We start from the raw sequence: 15,539 nt of genomic DNA, 5'->3' as shown, positions 1-15,539 counted from the left end.
CATTTATAAACTTCAACACAATTAGTTTAACTTTATAATGGGCTCATGTCAAGAAAATGTATACTATATATAGTAGTCTGGGCATGAATTAAGTCACCTTCAATTCTATTAAATAAAATTAAACTTAATTAAACCTTAACTTAAGGATTTACTGATTGACTCAGAGGAAAATCCTCTTCCTGCCAAAAATCGATACATCTTTCCTCTGTCTTCATAGGTGGCATTTTCCTTGTCATAACCCTTCTTTTCAAGAAGGCGATTTATCAATTCTTGCTCATCTACTGTGTATTCTTCCTCTAAAACTCGCTCAATAACATCAGATGAAATACCCTTTTCTATAAGGTCCTGACGGAGCCTGTTGCGACTGCGGGAATCCTGATAAAAACGAACATGACTGGCAGCCATGCGGGCATCATCCAAATAGCCATAGTCATTAATATAATCTATGGCTATATCGACGATGTCTGATGGGTATCCGCCTTCTTTCAGCTTATCCCTAAGATTCTTTTCAGAACGATCCTGCTTTTCAAGTAGGTGAAGGGCACGCTTCTTACAGCGAGGGATGAGAATCTCCCTGCATATCTCCTCATAAGAAGCCTCGCTAAGCTCTGCTCCCTCTTCTATACCATAGCTCTCATATTCTTTTTTATATAGAACAAAATCTGCCCCGTTGTCGAGACAGATTTTTGCTCTTCCCTTGGATAATTTAACAAGAGATGTAATTTCCATAATTAATCAATAACCTCTGTAGGTATATCTTCTTTTTCGCCACCGATAAGGCCAACTTCGTTCTCGTCAGTCTCTTTGTAGTAATCACGGATAGCAGCTGCGATTTCCTCGCAAACCTCTGGATTCTGCTTAAGGTAAACCTTAGCATTCTCACGACCCTGACCAATCTTCTCGCCAAGGTATGCATACCATGCACCAGACTTCTGAACGATATCAAGATTTGTAGCTACATCAAGGATGTCTCCCTCACGTGAGATACCCTCACCAAACATGATATCGAATTCTGCCTCACGGAATGGAGGTGCTACCTTATTCTTAACAATCTTTGCACGTGTTCTGTTACCAATTACCTCACCGTTCTGCTTAAGAGCCTCGATACGGCGTACATCGATACGAACTGATGCATAGAACTTAAGAGCACGACCACCTGTGGTAGTCTCAGGATTTCCAAACATAACGCCAACCTTCTCACGAAGCTGGTTGATAAAGATAACTACGCAGTTTGTCTTGGCAACGATACCTGTAAGCTTTCTCATGGCCTGTGACATAAGACGAGCATGAAGACCAACGTGGCTGTCTCCCATATCTCCGTCGATTTCTGCCTTTGGTACGAGGGCTGCAACTGAATCCACTACGATGATGTCCATAGCACCTGAACGTACCATAGTCTCTGTGATTTCAAGAGCCTGCTCACCATTATCAGGCTGAGAAATGTATAAATCGTCGATGTTAACACCGATTGCCTTAGCATACTTAGGATCAAGAGCGTGCTCAGCATCGATGAAACCAGCGATACCGCCTGCCTTCTGAACCTCTGCTACTGCGTGAAGTGCAAGTGTAGTCTTACCAGATGATTCTGGTCCATATATCTCAATGATACGGCCCTTAGGGAAACCACCCTGACCAAGTGCAAGATCAAGGCTGATAGAACCTGTAGGAACTGTCTCCACCTGGATATTAGCTCCCTCTCCAAGCTTCATAACTGAGCCCTTACCGTACTGCTTCTCGATCTGTGAAATAGCCGCATCTAATGCTTTAAGCTTATCTTCATTTGCCATTTTATAAAACCTCCGTTCGGAACAACTGTTCGTTCTTTTAATATAATAATAGTGAAATGGGTATTAAATGTCAACAATAAAATGGGATAAAAAATCGAAAAAAACAAAAACAAAAAAGACAGTGGCGAACGCCACTGCCCATTAATATACATGCCCGACTTTGGTAAGTCAAGGACTTTTTATTTATGCTTAGTTTGTACCGAACTCAGAAAGAACGAGACCCTCGTTTCTATCAAGAACCATACCTACAGACCATGAATTTACAAATAAAAGAAGTGGTCTGTCCTTAAGGTCTTTGATCTTCTTCATATCAGAAGTACCAGAAATCTTATTAATGTCGTAATCTCCTTCAATCCATCTGATGTGCTCATATGGAAGGTTCTCAAGACCGATTTCTACATTATATTCGTTGTTCAAACGATATTTTAAAACGTCAAACTGAAGAACACCTACAACACCTACGATGATTTCTTCCATACCTGTGTTGTACTCCTGGAAAATCTGGATGGCACCTTCCTGTGCAATCTGTGTGATTCCCTTCATGAACTGCTTACGCTTCATTGTATCAATCTGACGAACACGTGCGAAATGCTCTGGTGCGAAGGTAGGAATGCCCTCGAACTTAAATGGCTTCTTAGCAGAAGTGAATGTATCACCAATGCTGTAAAGACCTGGATCGAATACACCAATGATATCTCCGGCGTATGCCTTGTCTACTATCTTACGCTCATCAGCCATCATCTGCTGTGGAGCAGAAAGCTTAGCCTTACGCCCCCCCTGAACATGTAAATAATCCTTTGAGGCATCGAAAGTACCAGAACAAATACGAAGGAAAGCTACTCTGTCTCGGTGAGCCTTGTTCATGTTTGCCTGAATCTTAAATACGAAAGCTGAGAAATCCTCAGAGAAAGGACTAATCTCGCCAGCGTCACTCTTACGAGGAAGTGGGCTGTAAGTCATCTGAAGGAAATGCTCAAGGAATGTCTCAACACCGAAGTTTGTAAGAGCTGAACCAAAGAATACTGGTGAAAGCTCTCCGGCTGTAACTAATTCCTGATCAAATTCAGCACCAGCACCATCAAGAAGCTCAAGCTCCTCCATAAGCTGATCGTACTTATCCTGACCGATTTCATCCTTTAAAGCTGGATCGTCGATAGATAAGATACGCTCCTCGCCCTGCTTTGTACCCTTCTGTGTATCAGAGAACATGCGGACACAGCGTGTATTTCTATCGTAAACACCCTTGAATTCCTTACCTGAACCGATTGGCCAGTTTACAGGAACTGTAGCGATACCAAGCTCGTTTTCAATATCATCAAGAAGCTCAAATGTATCATTTGCATCTCTATCCATCTTATTGATGAATGTAAAAATAGGAATGTGTCTCATAACGCAGACCTTGAAAAGCTTACGTGTCTGTGCCTCAACACCCTTTGATGCATCGATAACCATTACAGCTGAATCTGCTGCCATAAGTGTACGATATGTATCCTCTGAGAAGTCCTGATGTCCAGGTGTATCAAGGATATTTATGCAATAACCGTCGTACTCGAACTGAAGAACAGAAGATGTAACCGAAATACCTCTCTCCTTCTCGATTTCCATCCAGTCGGATACTGCGTGACGAGCTGTAGCCTTACCCTTTACAGAACCTGCAAGGTTAATCTGTCCTCCATAAAGAAGGAATTTCTCTGTAAGAGTGGTCTTACCAGCATCGGGATGGGAAATAATCGCAAATGTACGACGTCTCTTAATTTCTTCTTCAACTGTAAAAGCCATTTAAAACCTCCATGTATCTAAACCGAAAAATAGCCTATACCGCCGTAACGATATAGGCCATAAATTCAAAATTGTAAGCTGTAAATTAGTATTTACGCTTTCTAGCAGCCTCAGACTTCTTCTTACGCTTTACTGAAGGCTTCTCATAGTGCTCACGCTTACGAATCTCCTGCTGGATACCAGCCTTAGCACAGTTTCTCTTAAATCTACGAAGAGCGCTGTCTAATGACTCGTTTTCTTTAACTGTAACATATGACATAGTCTAATCCTAACCTCCCTCCATTTGGGGACTTGTACTCATTAATCTAAAAGCACTAACAAGCATTTTAACACAAAATCAAGTTTTGTCAACCCAATTTTTAATATAACTACGCAAGTTACGGTCTCAAGCCTTAATATTGCTTTCGTCAACTAAAATGTTTCCTTCAGCAACATTAAGAGCTTGATACCTACTTGCTTAATCTTCTTAGTTTAGCATGCCCTCTAATGCAGTTTTTGCTTCTGCTAAGGCATCAGCGATACCTGCTGGGTTCTTGCCTCCGGCCTGTGCCATGTTTGGACGACCGCCGCCGCCACCGCCAACCTTTGGTGCGATAGCCTTAACAAGATTTCCTGCATGTGCGCCCTTAGCCTGAGCATCATCTGTAGCCATAACTACAAGATTTACCTTGCCGTCGCAATCAGATGCAAGAACAACTACACCCTCGCCGAGCTTTGTCTTGAGATCGTCGCCAAGATCACGAAGGCCGTTCATATCTACACCTGAAACTGATGTAGCAAGAAGCTTAACACCCTTAACCTCGACAACTGAATCCATAACATCACCAACAGCTGCCTGTGCAGCCTTAGCCTTAAGAGAATCAAGCTCTGAGTTTGTCTCCTTAAGCTGCTTCTGAAGGTGCGCAATCTTCTCTTCAACCTCTGCTGGCTTACACTTAAGTGCTGCAGCTGCAGCGTTAAGCTTTGCCTCAAGGTCTGCATAATATTCGAATACTGCAGTACCAGTGATAGCCTCGATACGACGTGTACCAGCAGCTACACCAGACTCAGAAAGAATCTTAAATGCTGAAATCTCTGATGTGTTTGCAACGTGTGTACCACCACAAAGCTCTACAGAGAAATCACCCATCTTAACTACGCGAACTGTATCGCCATACTTCTCACCGAAGAGAGCCATAGCACCGCTCTTCTTTGCCTCGTCGATAGACATAATAGCTGTCTCAACAGCAAGGCCTTCAGCGATCTTCTCGTTAACCATCTTCTCTACCTTAGCAATTTCCTCAGAAGTCATTGCCTCGAAGTGAGAGAAATCAAAACGAGTTCTGTCAGCATCCTGGTAAGAACCCTTCTGCTCTACGTGTGTACCAAGTACCTCACGAAGTGCCTTCTGCATAAGGTGAGTAGCTGAGTGGTTCTTGCAGATGCGAGCACGACGCTCAGCATCAACAGTAAGTGTAACCTTCTCGCCTACCTTAATCATACCAGTAGTCATCTCACCAACGTGACCAATCTTTCCACCCTTAAGCTTGATTGTATCCTTAACAGTGAACTGTCCATTAGCTGTAGAGATAACACCTGTATCACCAATCTGACCACCCATTGTAGCGTAGAATGGTGTCTCAGGAACGATGATTGTACCAATCATTCCCTCAGCAAGTGTATCAACAATCTCTGTCTCTGTTGTAAGTACTGTAACTGTAGACTCTGATGTAGTCTTGTCGTAGCCTACAAACTCAGATGTAACAGAAAGATCGATATCATCGTAAACAGATGCATCTGCACCCATGTAGTTTGTCTCTTTACGAGCAGCACGAGCTGTCTGACGCTGCTTCTCCATGCAAGCCTCGAAGCCTGCAGCATCGTATGTGAAGCCCTTCTCCTCAAGGATTTCTGCAGTAAGATCTACAGGGAATCCGTAAGTATCGTAAAGCTTGAATGTATCCTCGCCTGAAAGCTCCTTAGAACCAGCTGCAACAAGCTTCTCTTCCATACCAGCAAGAATCTCAAGACCCTTGTCGATAGTCTTATTGAACTGCTCTTCCTCAGCTGTGAGAGTCTTGAAGATGAACTCTCTCTTCTCCCAAAGCTCTGGATAACCGTCCTTACATTCGTTGATAACTGTCTCTGAAAGCTTAGCCATAAAAGTACCCTTGATACCAAGTGCACGACCATGCTTTGCAGCACGACGAATAAGACGACGAAGTACGTATCCTCTACCCTCATTTGAAGGTGTAACACCATCAGAAATAAGGAATGTTGATGAACGAATATGATCAGTGATAAGACGGATAGAAACATCATCAAGAGCATCTACCTGATACTTCTTTCCAGACATCTCGCAAATCTTATCACGAATAGCCTTCATTGTATCGATATCGAATACTGAATCTACATCCTGCATAACAACTGCGAGACGCTCAAGACCCATACCTGTATCGATGTTCTTCTGAGAAAGCTCCTCATAACCGCCGTGGCCATCACCATTGAACTGTGTGAATACGTTGTTCCAAACCTCCATGAAGCGGTCGCAATCGCAACCAACCTTACAATCTGGCTTTCCACATCCGTATTTCTCTCCACGGTCGTAGTAAATCTCTGAGCAAGGACCACATGGACCAGCGCCGTGCTCCCAGAAGTTGTCACATTCGCCTGTCTCTGGATCACGATAGAAACGTGTGATGCGCTCTGGAGCTACACCAACTTCCTTTGTCCAGATTTCGAAAGCTTCCTCATCCTCTCCGTAGATAGATGGGTAAAGGCGATCTGCATCAAGCTTAAGAACCTCTGTAAGAAATTCCCAAGACCATGCGATTGCCTCATGCTTGAAGTAATCTCCGAATGAGAAGTTACCAAGCATCTCAAAAAAAGTAAGATGGCGAGCCGTCTTACCTACATTATCAATATCACCTGTTCTAACACATTTTTGACAAGTAGTAACGCGCTTTCTTGGTGGAATCTCCTGACCTGTAAAGTATGGCTTGAGTGGTGCCATACCAGCGTTGATGAGCAACAAAGAGTTGTCATTCTGTGGTACAAGAGAAAAGCTATTGAGGCAAAGATGATCCTTGCTCTCAAAGAACTCCAAGTAGGCGCGTCGTAAATCATTAACACCGTTATTCAAAACAAAGTCCTCCAAAATATATTACTTGGAAGAAGACGAAGAATTACTCCTCAATACCTTCTTTCCTATTTTTTGACTTGCGAAGCTTAACTCCAATGAAGCCTCCGCAGATGCCTAGCGCAACCAGTATGATCATTTTAATCAGATAACTTGCAAAAGTAGATAAAAATGCAGACATGGCAATTCCTCCTAAATCACAATTTATAATACTAATTAAACCTGTATTACATACTTACTCAAATTATAATCCAAAGTATTTTTAAATTCCACTGTATTTCAGAAAAATAACAATAAAATCACTAAAATAACCTGGCATAATAAATAACTATTTCTAAGTAGACCTACAGCCTTTCTAATATCCTTGGCATCTGCCACCTTATCATCATCTCCTATCAGCCCATTTTCTAAGGCAATATCAAGAGCTCCCGCAAAAGCTGATACACTTCCCTGCCCATCTCTCAGGTGAATGTATCTGGCGTTTTTGCCATTAAAACCACCAAAGGTATGACGAGCGGCAAATACCACGATTGCACTGCTAACTCTTGATGGAAGCCAATCCACCACCTTATTAACACTCACAATAGGCTGACCAAAAAATTCGTATCTACGATTTTGGGCTACACTATCACCTATTCTATCCTGAATCAGCATCAAAGACCTATAAAGGAAGCCTCCAACTGGTCCAAATAAAAACATAACCAACAAGGATGACAGCACACTACGATCAGTCTCTTTAGCAATATACGTAATTACGTTTTTTGTAACGTTTGGCTCTGTATCGGCATTCTCCTCTTGATTCATAAGAATACCTGCTGGATGCTTCATAGCATCAATACCATCACCATAAAAATCATCAGTCACTCCAAGACCGCCATAGTACAAGCGATGATAATCCAAGCAGAAATAGGTAGCCACAGCCTCAAAAAGTACACCAAAGGAAGGTGCAATTTCGTAGCACAATATGTTAAAAAACAGGATGATTAAAAATACTGGCGCTACGACAATAACTATAAGCCATCTTCCAAAGCTTCTTTGTTTTGAAGGCTCAAGAAGGATAATCTCATCCCCCAGTAAAGCCCTGTCCAGGAATTCTACCAGTCTTTTGATGGTATCCATAGGATTCCACAGGCTATAAATTCTCCCGAAAACAAACTCTAAAATTGTCCCTAATAATAACGCTAGAATGTGTAGTTTAAACATTACTCTATCCCTTGTATATAATTATTTTGTCTTACGTTTATGATAGAACTGTAACTGTTGAACGTACCCCTGAAATCCGCCATAGGAGCCATTAATATAATCAAGATAATCCTTCTTGGAATAGTCTTTGTAATCCTCAGTAATTATCTTTTTCATCCAGGTATCAATTGGATAACTTTCCATGAAATGGAAGCCGTAAAGCATAATGCAGTTGGCAACTTTTGGTCCGATTCCTTTTATTTCAAGAAGCTTGTTATAGGCTTCATCAATAGGAAGTTTGCTAATCTTTTCTATATCAAGCTCTCCAGCTACCACCTTTTTCGAAATGCCAATTATATAATCTGCTCTATATCCAAGAGCTGTTCCATCCATCAGCTCCGACTCTGGAATATAAGCCAGTGTGTCTGCCTTTGGAAAATGAATACCATCAGAATATCTATCACACAGAATCTGAATAGATTTTTTTATCTTAGGAATGTTGTTATTTTGAGAAATAACATAAGAGATAAATACCTCCCATAAATCCTGTCTGAGAATCCTCATCCCAAAAGAATCCTTTAAGGAATCCTTCAAAAATTTATCATTGCTACTGCGAATTTTATCATTGTAGGCAATGTAATCTGTGTCAAAATCAAAATATCTCTGCCAGAAATCCCACTGACTTTCCTCACAGGCAAAGTCCCAGGTATCTTTATCTTTGTTTAAATAAAAATATATATCATTATCTCCTGAACAGGCGCTGTAGGTATCTGGCATACCATCTGCACCCTTTGTTTCCCGCTTCATTCTGAAAACTTGACCAGAGTTCATGATGACCTCTGGATCAAACTCTTCGGGAGTTAATTTCTTGCTAAAAATCATTCTAGTCCTCTATTTCAAAAATCATATTTTCTTGATCAATATCTATTATCCGATCTTTAAGGTTCGCCATTCCCGGCCTTCCCTTAAATCTTTCAATCCATTTATATTCACCCCACATATGCATAGGGAAAATATAATCGCATTCAATATTCTTTACAAAATGCTCCATTCCAAGGAAATAGCCATCCTCTCCCATTCTGGAATCAAGCACTACAAAAGCTAAATCAAAATGTCGATTTGCAATTGGCTTTAAGGCGCGCTTATATTCTCTGCCATAAACCTCACCGTAAAGCTCCCCTCGTCCTTCTGCATTCCACCAATTCAAATCACCAGCATGATAAATATTCATGCCATTTACATTGATTACAAAGGCCACTCCTGCATCCGTAGAACGAAGAGTTTCAATTGTCATATCGTCTATACGATATTTTTTAAGTGGTGCTACAAAGGTTATCTTATCTTTTATAGATAAATCATAACCATTTCGAATCAAGTAATTTCTACCAAGTCGAATATCTTTTGAAAGAATAAATTTAACATTATTTCTTCCCTCTGCAAGTCTAAGATTTTCCAACCACCAATGATCCTTGTGGCTGTGACTTGCAAACACATACAAGGCCTTCTCTGGAGAAAGCTCCGGCAAAGAACCATGATATTCTACAACTTCCGCACAAACTTCTTTATTAAAATAATCAAACAACAAGTATCTATCATCCAGCTCCACCAAAAAAGAGCTATGCATCAAGTAATAAACCTTAGTCATTATTCAGGCCCTTCTTTAATTACAATTTCTTATTAACAAAACTCCCCAATTAAAGATAATTATAGCAAAAAAGCCCGGACAGATAAACTGTCCGGACTTAAAATAATCTGTATAACTAATTACTTAGCTGCACGAGCCATAGCTTCTTCGTAATCCTTTGTACCTTCGAATACTGGAGCAGAATATGGATTGTGTCCAAGTCTGATAGAGTTTCTAATGATAACTGCAATACAAATTACGTTAGCTGCTAAAGCTGCCATTGCTACAAAGCCCTGCATTGTAGGATCTGCTGTGATACCCATTGCTGCAATAGCCTCACCAGCTGCTGCTGTCTTGCCCTGGCCTGCATTGTAAAGAGCGATAGCCTGCTCGTAAAGATCCATTGTTGTGATACCAGCCTCTGTAGCGCCACCGTATACACGAGGAAGAACAGCTGCAAATGTACCCTTTAACTGGAAGAGAGGTACTACCTGTGCCCACATGCACCAAATTGCAAGTGTATTAGCACGGTTCTGGATCCAAGCACCCTTGTTCCAAAGTGCGTTAGCAAATGTAGGAGCAAGAAGAAGTGCAACACCACAGTACCATGTATGTGTAGGAAGATTTAAGTATGTGTACTCGAAGTTCCATACATCATATGCAATAATGAACCAAACTGTCATATCTGGCCAAATCATATCTGACTGGTTCTTGTCGTTTGATGTGTAAAGCTTTACACAACCTGTCATACAGAAGATGTTGATCATACCAGCGATAGCGTTAACAACGTTCCACCATCCACCGTAGATGAATACACCTTCGTTTGAAGCCCACCAAGCACCAGAAAGTGTACCAGAAATCTGATAAGCAGCAAGAGCTGACTCCATATCTGATACGTTAGCAATCATGATGTTTGCTGCAACGATGAACCATGGCCACCAAGCGAACCATTTTTCCTTACCAATGCCCCACTTGTACTTGATCATCATGAAGCCGACACATCCGATGTCTGCAGCATAAAGTTTAAAGTAGTGGAACCAACCATCCATGTAAGCTACTGTTGGATTAGCAGAACCACCGAACATACCAACATGTGCAAGAATAAAGTAAACAGTAAGAATAGCTGGGATGATTACGAAGATAATCATACCGCCGACCTTAGTGCGACGTCCAAGCTCATTCATAATAATTAATCCAGCAAATACTAAGCACCAGCCAAGGATCTGCCAAAGATTAGTAATTTGGAAAAGCATATTTCCATCCTCCTTAATTATTTAAATATACGAGAAACGATTCCCCGTTACTCCATTACATATTATAACCTTATACTACAAAAATAACAATGCGACAGCTGTGGATTATTTAATACTTTTTTAATAAATTGTACATGCATCAACCTCGTATTTTAAGGGCCTGTGGCAAACATTCGAAGCAAATTTCCTCAAAAAATCCAAGGTGTTCCCCATCTGCATGAACACACATTGGGGTATCCATTTTGATTTTCATTTTATCAAAATTTAAGAACTCGAAACCCGATTTACCTCCATGTTTTCCGGCAACCAAGTATGGCAAAAGGCACAAACATTTCAGTCTGCTAATATCATGGGCATGAAATGCTGTAAGATATCCTGAATCAGGCTTTGCAAATGGAACCATAGGAATACCACCGCCTTCTGCCTTACAATTCATAGCAGCTGCAAATATAGTTCCCTTTACCTTGCTCTCTTTCATCTCTCCCTTATACCATAGGGTAATTTCTGAATCAGCAAAAGGCATTGTAAAAATATCTCCCACTGTAAGAAGACCATAGGTAGCCTGCCCCAAGCCAAATCTATTAAGGAATTTTTTAAGCTTACTATCAAGAGCCTGAAGACATACGTATGCATCTACACCTATTCCTGCACTAACTTCAAAGAGTCGCTCTCCTCCATCATAAATAACCTTACCTATATCATAGGTTTTGTATTCTTCAGTTTTCAAAGCTCTATCCAATATTTCCACAGCATCTCCCTGCAGACCTATCCCACTGACAAAATCGTTTGCAGAACCAGATGGTAAAGGAGTATATATCGTATTTACGAAGTCTGTTATTCCGTTTAGGGCTTCGTTTAAGGTGCCATCTCCTCCCATAACAAAAAGACCAACTTGTTCTCCAGTACTGGTGGCAGCTTTAGCAAATTCTGTAGCATCTCCAGCTCCTTCAGTAAAGTGCACCTGATATTCCACCTTATTATTTTTCAGATACTCTTCAATTCGATTCCAGGTTTCAGCTGCTTTGCCAGTTCTTGAGGCTTTGTTTACAATAAAATAGTTCTTCATAATAAAAATACCTTTTCTATAATATGTAATAATGATAGCATATAAACTATCGATAAAAAAGAAAGGTGAATCCACATGATTAACGACGAATTTAAGAAAAAAGCCTATCGCAAAATAGATCACAACAGCCAGCGAGCTCTGTCTGTTGTATCCTGGACAGTAGCTTCTGTTCTTGTAGGACTATTTGTTGGTGCCTTTGCATCAGCCTTTGGTCTTTCCATGAGATTTGTTATTCAAACAAGAGAAGCCAACCCTTGGATTATATATCTTCTACCTGTAGGCGCTGTTTTTATTACCTTTATGTATAAAACAATCCTAAAGGAAAATGACAGCGGTACTAACACTGTTATTGCAGCTATTCAATCCGATAAAAAGCTTCCTTTTAGATTAGCACCACTTATTTTTGTAGCTACATGTATTACACATTTAATTGGTGGTTCTGCTGGCCGAGAAGGTGCTGCTCTTCAAATGGGAGGAGCTATTGGAAATGGAATTGGACGTGCCTTCAGACTTAATTCTACAGATAAAAAGACAATGATTATGTGTGGCATGAGCGCAGCCTTTTCTGCTTTGTTTGGAACACCAATGGCTGCAGCAATTTTCTCTATGGAAGTTATTTCCGTTGGAATAATGCACTATGCTGCTTTGGTGCCATGTGTTATCTCTTCACTTGTAGCAAGAGCTGTCGCAAATAAAATGGGATTAGGTGCTGAAGAATATCTAATTCCCGACATTCCTTCTTTTGGAATCAAGAACGCAGTTTTAATATGTATTTTCGCAGTAATTTGCGGTTTCGTTTCTATTTTGTTTTGCACATGCTTACATAAATATGAAGAGTTCCTTTCAGGGAAGGTCACTAACCCATATATAAAAGCAGTTGTAGGTGGTACCTCTGTTCTTATACTTACACTTTTAGTTGGAAATCAAAATTATAACAGTACTGGTTCTGCAATCATTGCTTCTTGCTTTACAGGTGCAGCAATTGGATTACAGGTATTCTTATTAAAGATAGTTTTCACCACCCTCACATTATCCTGTGGCTACAAAGGCGGTGAAATCGTTCCAACATTATTTATAGGTGCTACTTTAGGAGCTGCCGTAGGACCACTCCTTGGTCTTCCAGCACCACTTATGGCAGCTGTAGGTATGGGCGCTCTCTTCTGTGGCGTTACCAATTGTCCAATATCAAGCTTGCTAATCTGCTTTGAGTTATTCGGATATGAGCCAATGCCTTACTTCCTTTTAGCGGTAGCCTTCGCTTACTGGGTATCAGGCTATACTGGACTTTATAAGGCACAAAAGATTGTTTACAGTAAATACAAAAGTAACTATATCGATAAAAAAGTACAATAAAAAATTAAGACCAGCAAATCGCTGGTCTTAATTTTTATTCTTTCTCTGCGAAATATAAACGTGCTCCAAAGTCTGGGAAGTAACGAACCTGTTCGTTATATCCTGTTCCTACAAAGGACTGAGCAAGCTTTACACCTGCATTGTTAAGTGTATCACCACTGGCCACGAAATCCTCTGATTCTCCTGGCATCTTCACGAACTTCGCAATTACGTTATGAAGAATTCCATCCTGTTTGATATGAACAGGAGCTACTGTATTAACTAAATCTCCAAATCCCTTAAGGTCATATTCAAGCTTACGTCCAAAGAAATGATACTTAGCTTCAGGATCAAGTCCTGCCTGATCAATTCTAAGGTACTGCTCTCCTGCCTTAATCTCACGCTGCATTACCATTGTGATAGCAGTGCTCTTGCTCTTATCTACAATACTCCACTCGTAGATATTTCCATCCTTTAAGCGATAGAAATCTCCAAACTGAAGTGTTCTTCTATACTGCTTATAAAGCTCAATCTGAGCCTTTACTGATGCAATATCCTCAGCCTTGGAATCGTTAAGATTAAGCTCGTAACCAAGTACACCAAAGCTTGCCACGGCAAAGCGACTCTCAATAGGTGTAACACGAAGAGTCTGATGGTTTGGACATGCAGAAACATGAGCTGTGTAGGTGCTCTGTGGATAGCCATAAGAATAGCCATTCTGAATAACGAGGCGGCTAACTGCGTCAGTATTATCACTTGCCCAAATCTGTGGGTAATAGCAAAGTGCACCAAGATCAAATCTATTTCCGCCAGATGCACAGCCTTCCATAAGGATTTCTGGGAAGCGCTCTGCAAGTGTTCTTAGTAATCTGTAGAAGCCGAGAACATATCTGTGGCTAACCTCCTGCTGCTTTTCAGCTGGAAGGTACTTTGAATAATAATCTGAGAAGTTGCGATTCATATCCCACTTAATATATGAAAGGCCTGGTGTAGAGAACACCTCACTCATTCTGTCAATCATGTAGTCAACAACTTCTGGATTACAAAGATCAAGTAAGCGCTGATTACGTCCCTCTGCATGCTCCATTCCTGGAATATCAATAGCCCATTCAGGGTGCTTACGATAGAGCTCGCTGTCTACATTAATCATCTCTGGTTCTACCCAAAGACCAAACATAAGACCAAGGTCATTAACCTTCTTTGATAAGCCCTCAAGCCCACCTGGAAGCTTTTTCTTGTTAACAATATCCCAATCTCCAAGAGCTCTCTTATCGTCATTTCTGTCGCCAAACCATCCGTCATCCATAACGAATAATTCTACGCCTGTATCCTTAGCAGTCTTTGCAAGCTTAAGAAGACTCTTTTCTGTGAAATCAAAATATGAAGCCTCCCAGCTATTGATAAGGATAGGTCTTTCCTTATCCTTCCACTCACCTCTTGTAATATGCTCTCTAACAAAATCATGCATATTATGGCTCATCTTGCGATAGCCTGTACCTGAATAAGTAAGTACTGCTTCTGGAGCCTGGAATTCCTCTCCTGCCTCAAGAGTCCATGTAAAGTTCTGTGGATTAATACCATAGGCAACTCTGGTCTTTCCCCATGGTGAAACCTCACTTGCAGAATAATGATTTCCTGAATATACAAGGTTGAAGCCCCAAACCTCTCCGTCAGTCTCTGTTGCCTCAGCCTCAGAAATCATAAAGAATGGATTGCAACGATTTGAGCTCGTACCTGTGAAAGATGAATTAACAAGCTTACCTGCAGTAAGAATCATGTCAGCCTTGTTCATCTCTCTTGTCCATGAACCGTGGAAAGAAGTAACCTTCATACCAGCAGTATCATAATCAAGAATCATTGAAAGCATACGTGTGAGCTTAACAGAATCCTCAGAGCTATTGATAAATCTGGCAGTACGAGTAATTACATCACACTCCTCAAAAACAGAATATGAAAGAACCAATGTAAATCCATGATTCTTATCCTTTAAGGTAACCTCAAGAGTCTTGGCATCGTTGTCCTCGTCATAAGAGCTAGGTAAATCCTTAAGCTCTGGCTTGCAGTTGAGCACCTGGTAGCTGTCATAAACAAAATCAAGAGAGCTGCTGCCGTCTGCACAGACAACCTCAACCATAGGCTCTCTAAAATCGCCCTTACCAAGAGCCGAAGTCTCAAGTCTTACATCCTCCAATGAAAGTTCAGGATGCTCAGCATTATATGTAACAGTGTTACCTGGAGCAAATGCACGCTTTTCTTTAAGCACAGATGGCTCATCCTCATGGATGAGCCTTCCGTAATACAAATGTTCCAGCTGACCTGTCTCCAATACACGAAAAGCATATGTAGTATTGTTAGTATTTAAAACAAATACCTTACCATCAGCTTTAATCATTTTTAA

13 protein-coding genes are annotated in these 15,539 nt (G+C 40.9%); 1 reads left to right on the top strand and 12 read right to left on the bottom strand.

Annotation, left to right across the window (positions count from 1 at the left end; all coding sequences use genetic code 11):
- Nucleotides 1-135 precede the first annotated feature (135 nt).
- The 11 genes from BLP54_RS01220 to BLP54_RS01175 all read right to left on the bottom strand — a co-directional run bounded on the left by BLP54_RS01220 (nt 136) and on the right by BLP54_RS01175 (nt 11,809).
- On the bottom strand, nt 136-729 hold the full coding sequence (locus BLP54_RS01220) for a regulatory protein RecX (protein ID WP_090165973.1): 594 nt from the start codon (nt 727-729) through the stop codon (nt 136-138).
- 2 nt (nt 730-731) lie between these two features.
- A complete protein-coding gene (gene recA / locus BLP54_RS01215) occupies nt 732-1,787 on the bottom strand; it encodes a recombinase RecA (protein WP_090165971.1) in 1,056 nt (351 codons plus the stop codon).
- A gap of 189 nt (nt 1,788-1,976) precedes the next feature.
- Nucleotides 1,977-3,566, bottom strand: coding sequence for a peptide chain release factor 3 (locus BLP54_RS01210; RefSeq protein ID WP_090162758.1), 1,590 nt, complete (start codon nt 3,564-3,566; stop codon nt 1,977-1,979).
- A gap of 85 nt (nt 3,567-3,651) precedes the next feature.
- Complete coding sequence (gene rpsU / locus BLP54_RS01205) at nt 3,652-3,825, bottom strand: 30S ribosomal protein S21 (RefSeq protein WP_015549455.1); 174 nt, start codon at nt 3,823-3,825, stop codon at nt 3,652-3,654.
- Nucleotides 3,826-4,032: 207 nt separating this feature from the next.
- Nucleotides 4,033-6,687, bottom strand: coding sequence for an alanine--tRNA ligase (alaS, locus tag BLP54_RS01200; protein ID WP_090165969.1), 2,655 nt, complete (start codon nt 6,685-6,687; stop codon nt 4,033-4,035).
- 43 nt (nt 6,688-6,730) lie between these two features.
- Nucleotides 6,731-6,865, bottom strand: a complete 135-nt coding sequence (locus BLP54_RS16200) for a hypothetical protein (protein WP_255405294.1) — start codon at nt 6,863-6,865, stop codon at nt 6,731-6,733.
- Between the two features lie 98 nt (nt 6,866-6,963).
- Nucleotides 6,964-7,887: a cobalamin biosynthesis protein gene (locus BLP54_RS01195; RefSeq protein WP_090165967.1), complete on the bottom strand. Its 924-nt coding sequence runs from the start codon at nt 7,885-7,887 to the stop codon at nt 6,964-6,966.
- 21 nt (nt 7,888-7,908) lie between these two features.
- The gene (locus tag BLP54_RS01190) at nt 7,909-8,748 is read right to left on the bottom strand and encodes a DNA-3-methyladenine glycosylase 2 (RefSeq protein WP_090165965.1); all 840 of its coding nucleotides are present in this window, start codon (nt 8,746-8,748) and stop codon (nt 7,909-7,911) included.
- Nucleotide 8,749: 1 nt separating this feature from the next.
- Entirely contained in the window at nt 8,750-9,511 is a 762-nt protein-coding gene (locus BLP54_RS01185; RefSeq protein ID WP_090165963.1) for an MBL fold metallo-hydrolase, read from the bottom strand.
- A 119-nt stretch (nt 9,512-9,630) separates the two neighbouring features.
- The gene (locus tag BLP54_RS01180) at nt 9,631-10,743 is read right to left on the bottom strand and encodes a DUF5692 family protein (RefSeq protein WP_090165960.1); all 1,113 of its coding nucleotides are present in this window, start codon (nt 10,741-10,743) and stop codon (nt 9,631-9,633) included.
- Between the two features lie 139 nt (nt 10,744-10,882).
- On the bottom strand, nt 10,883-11,809 hold the full coding sequence (locus BLP54_RS01175; RefSeq protein ID WP_090165958.1) for a diacylglycerol/lipid kinase family protein: 927 nt from the start codon (nt 11,807-11,809) through the stop codon (nt 10,883-10,885).
- Between the two features lie 75 nt (nt 11,810-11,884).
- Between BLP54_RS01175 and BLP54_RS01170 the strand changes: the two genes are divergently transcribed.
- Nucleotides 11,885-13,162, top strand: coding sequence for a chloride channel protein (locus BLP54_RS01170; protein WP_090165956.1), 1,278 nt, complete (start codon nt 11,885-11,887; stop codon nt 13,160-13,162).
- Between the two features lie 34 nt (nt 13,163-13,196).
- Here BLP54_RS01170 and BLP54_RS01165 read toward each other — a convergent pair whose 3' ends face one another.
- On the bottom strand, nt 13,197-15,533 hold the full coding sequence (locus tag BLP54_RS01165; RefSeq protein ID WP_090165954.1) for an alpha-galactosidase: 2,337 nt from the start codon (nt 15,531-15,533) through the stop codon (nt 13,197-13,199).
- Nucleotides 15,534-15,539: the final 6 nt, after the last annotated feature.

It is taken from the genome of Pseudobutyrivibrio sp. 49, from assembly GCF_900100545.1.
Classification (GTDB): Bacteria; Bacillota; Clostridia; order Lachnospirales; family Lachnospiraceae; genus Pseudobutyrivibrio.
Note: the sequence above shows the minus strand (reverse complement) of the source record. Positions and strands in the feature narration are given on the sequence as shown.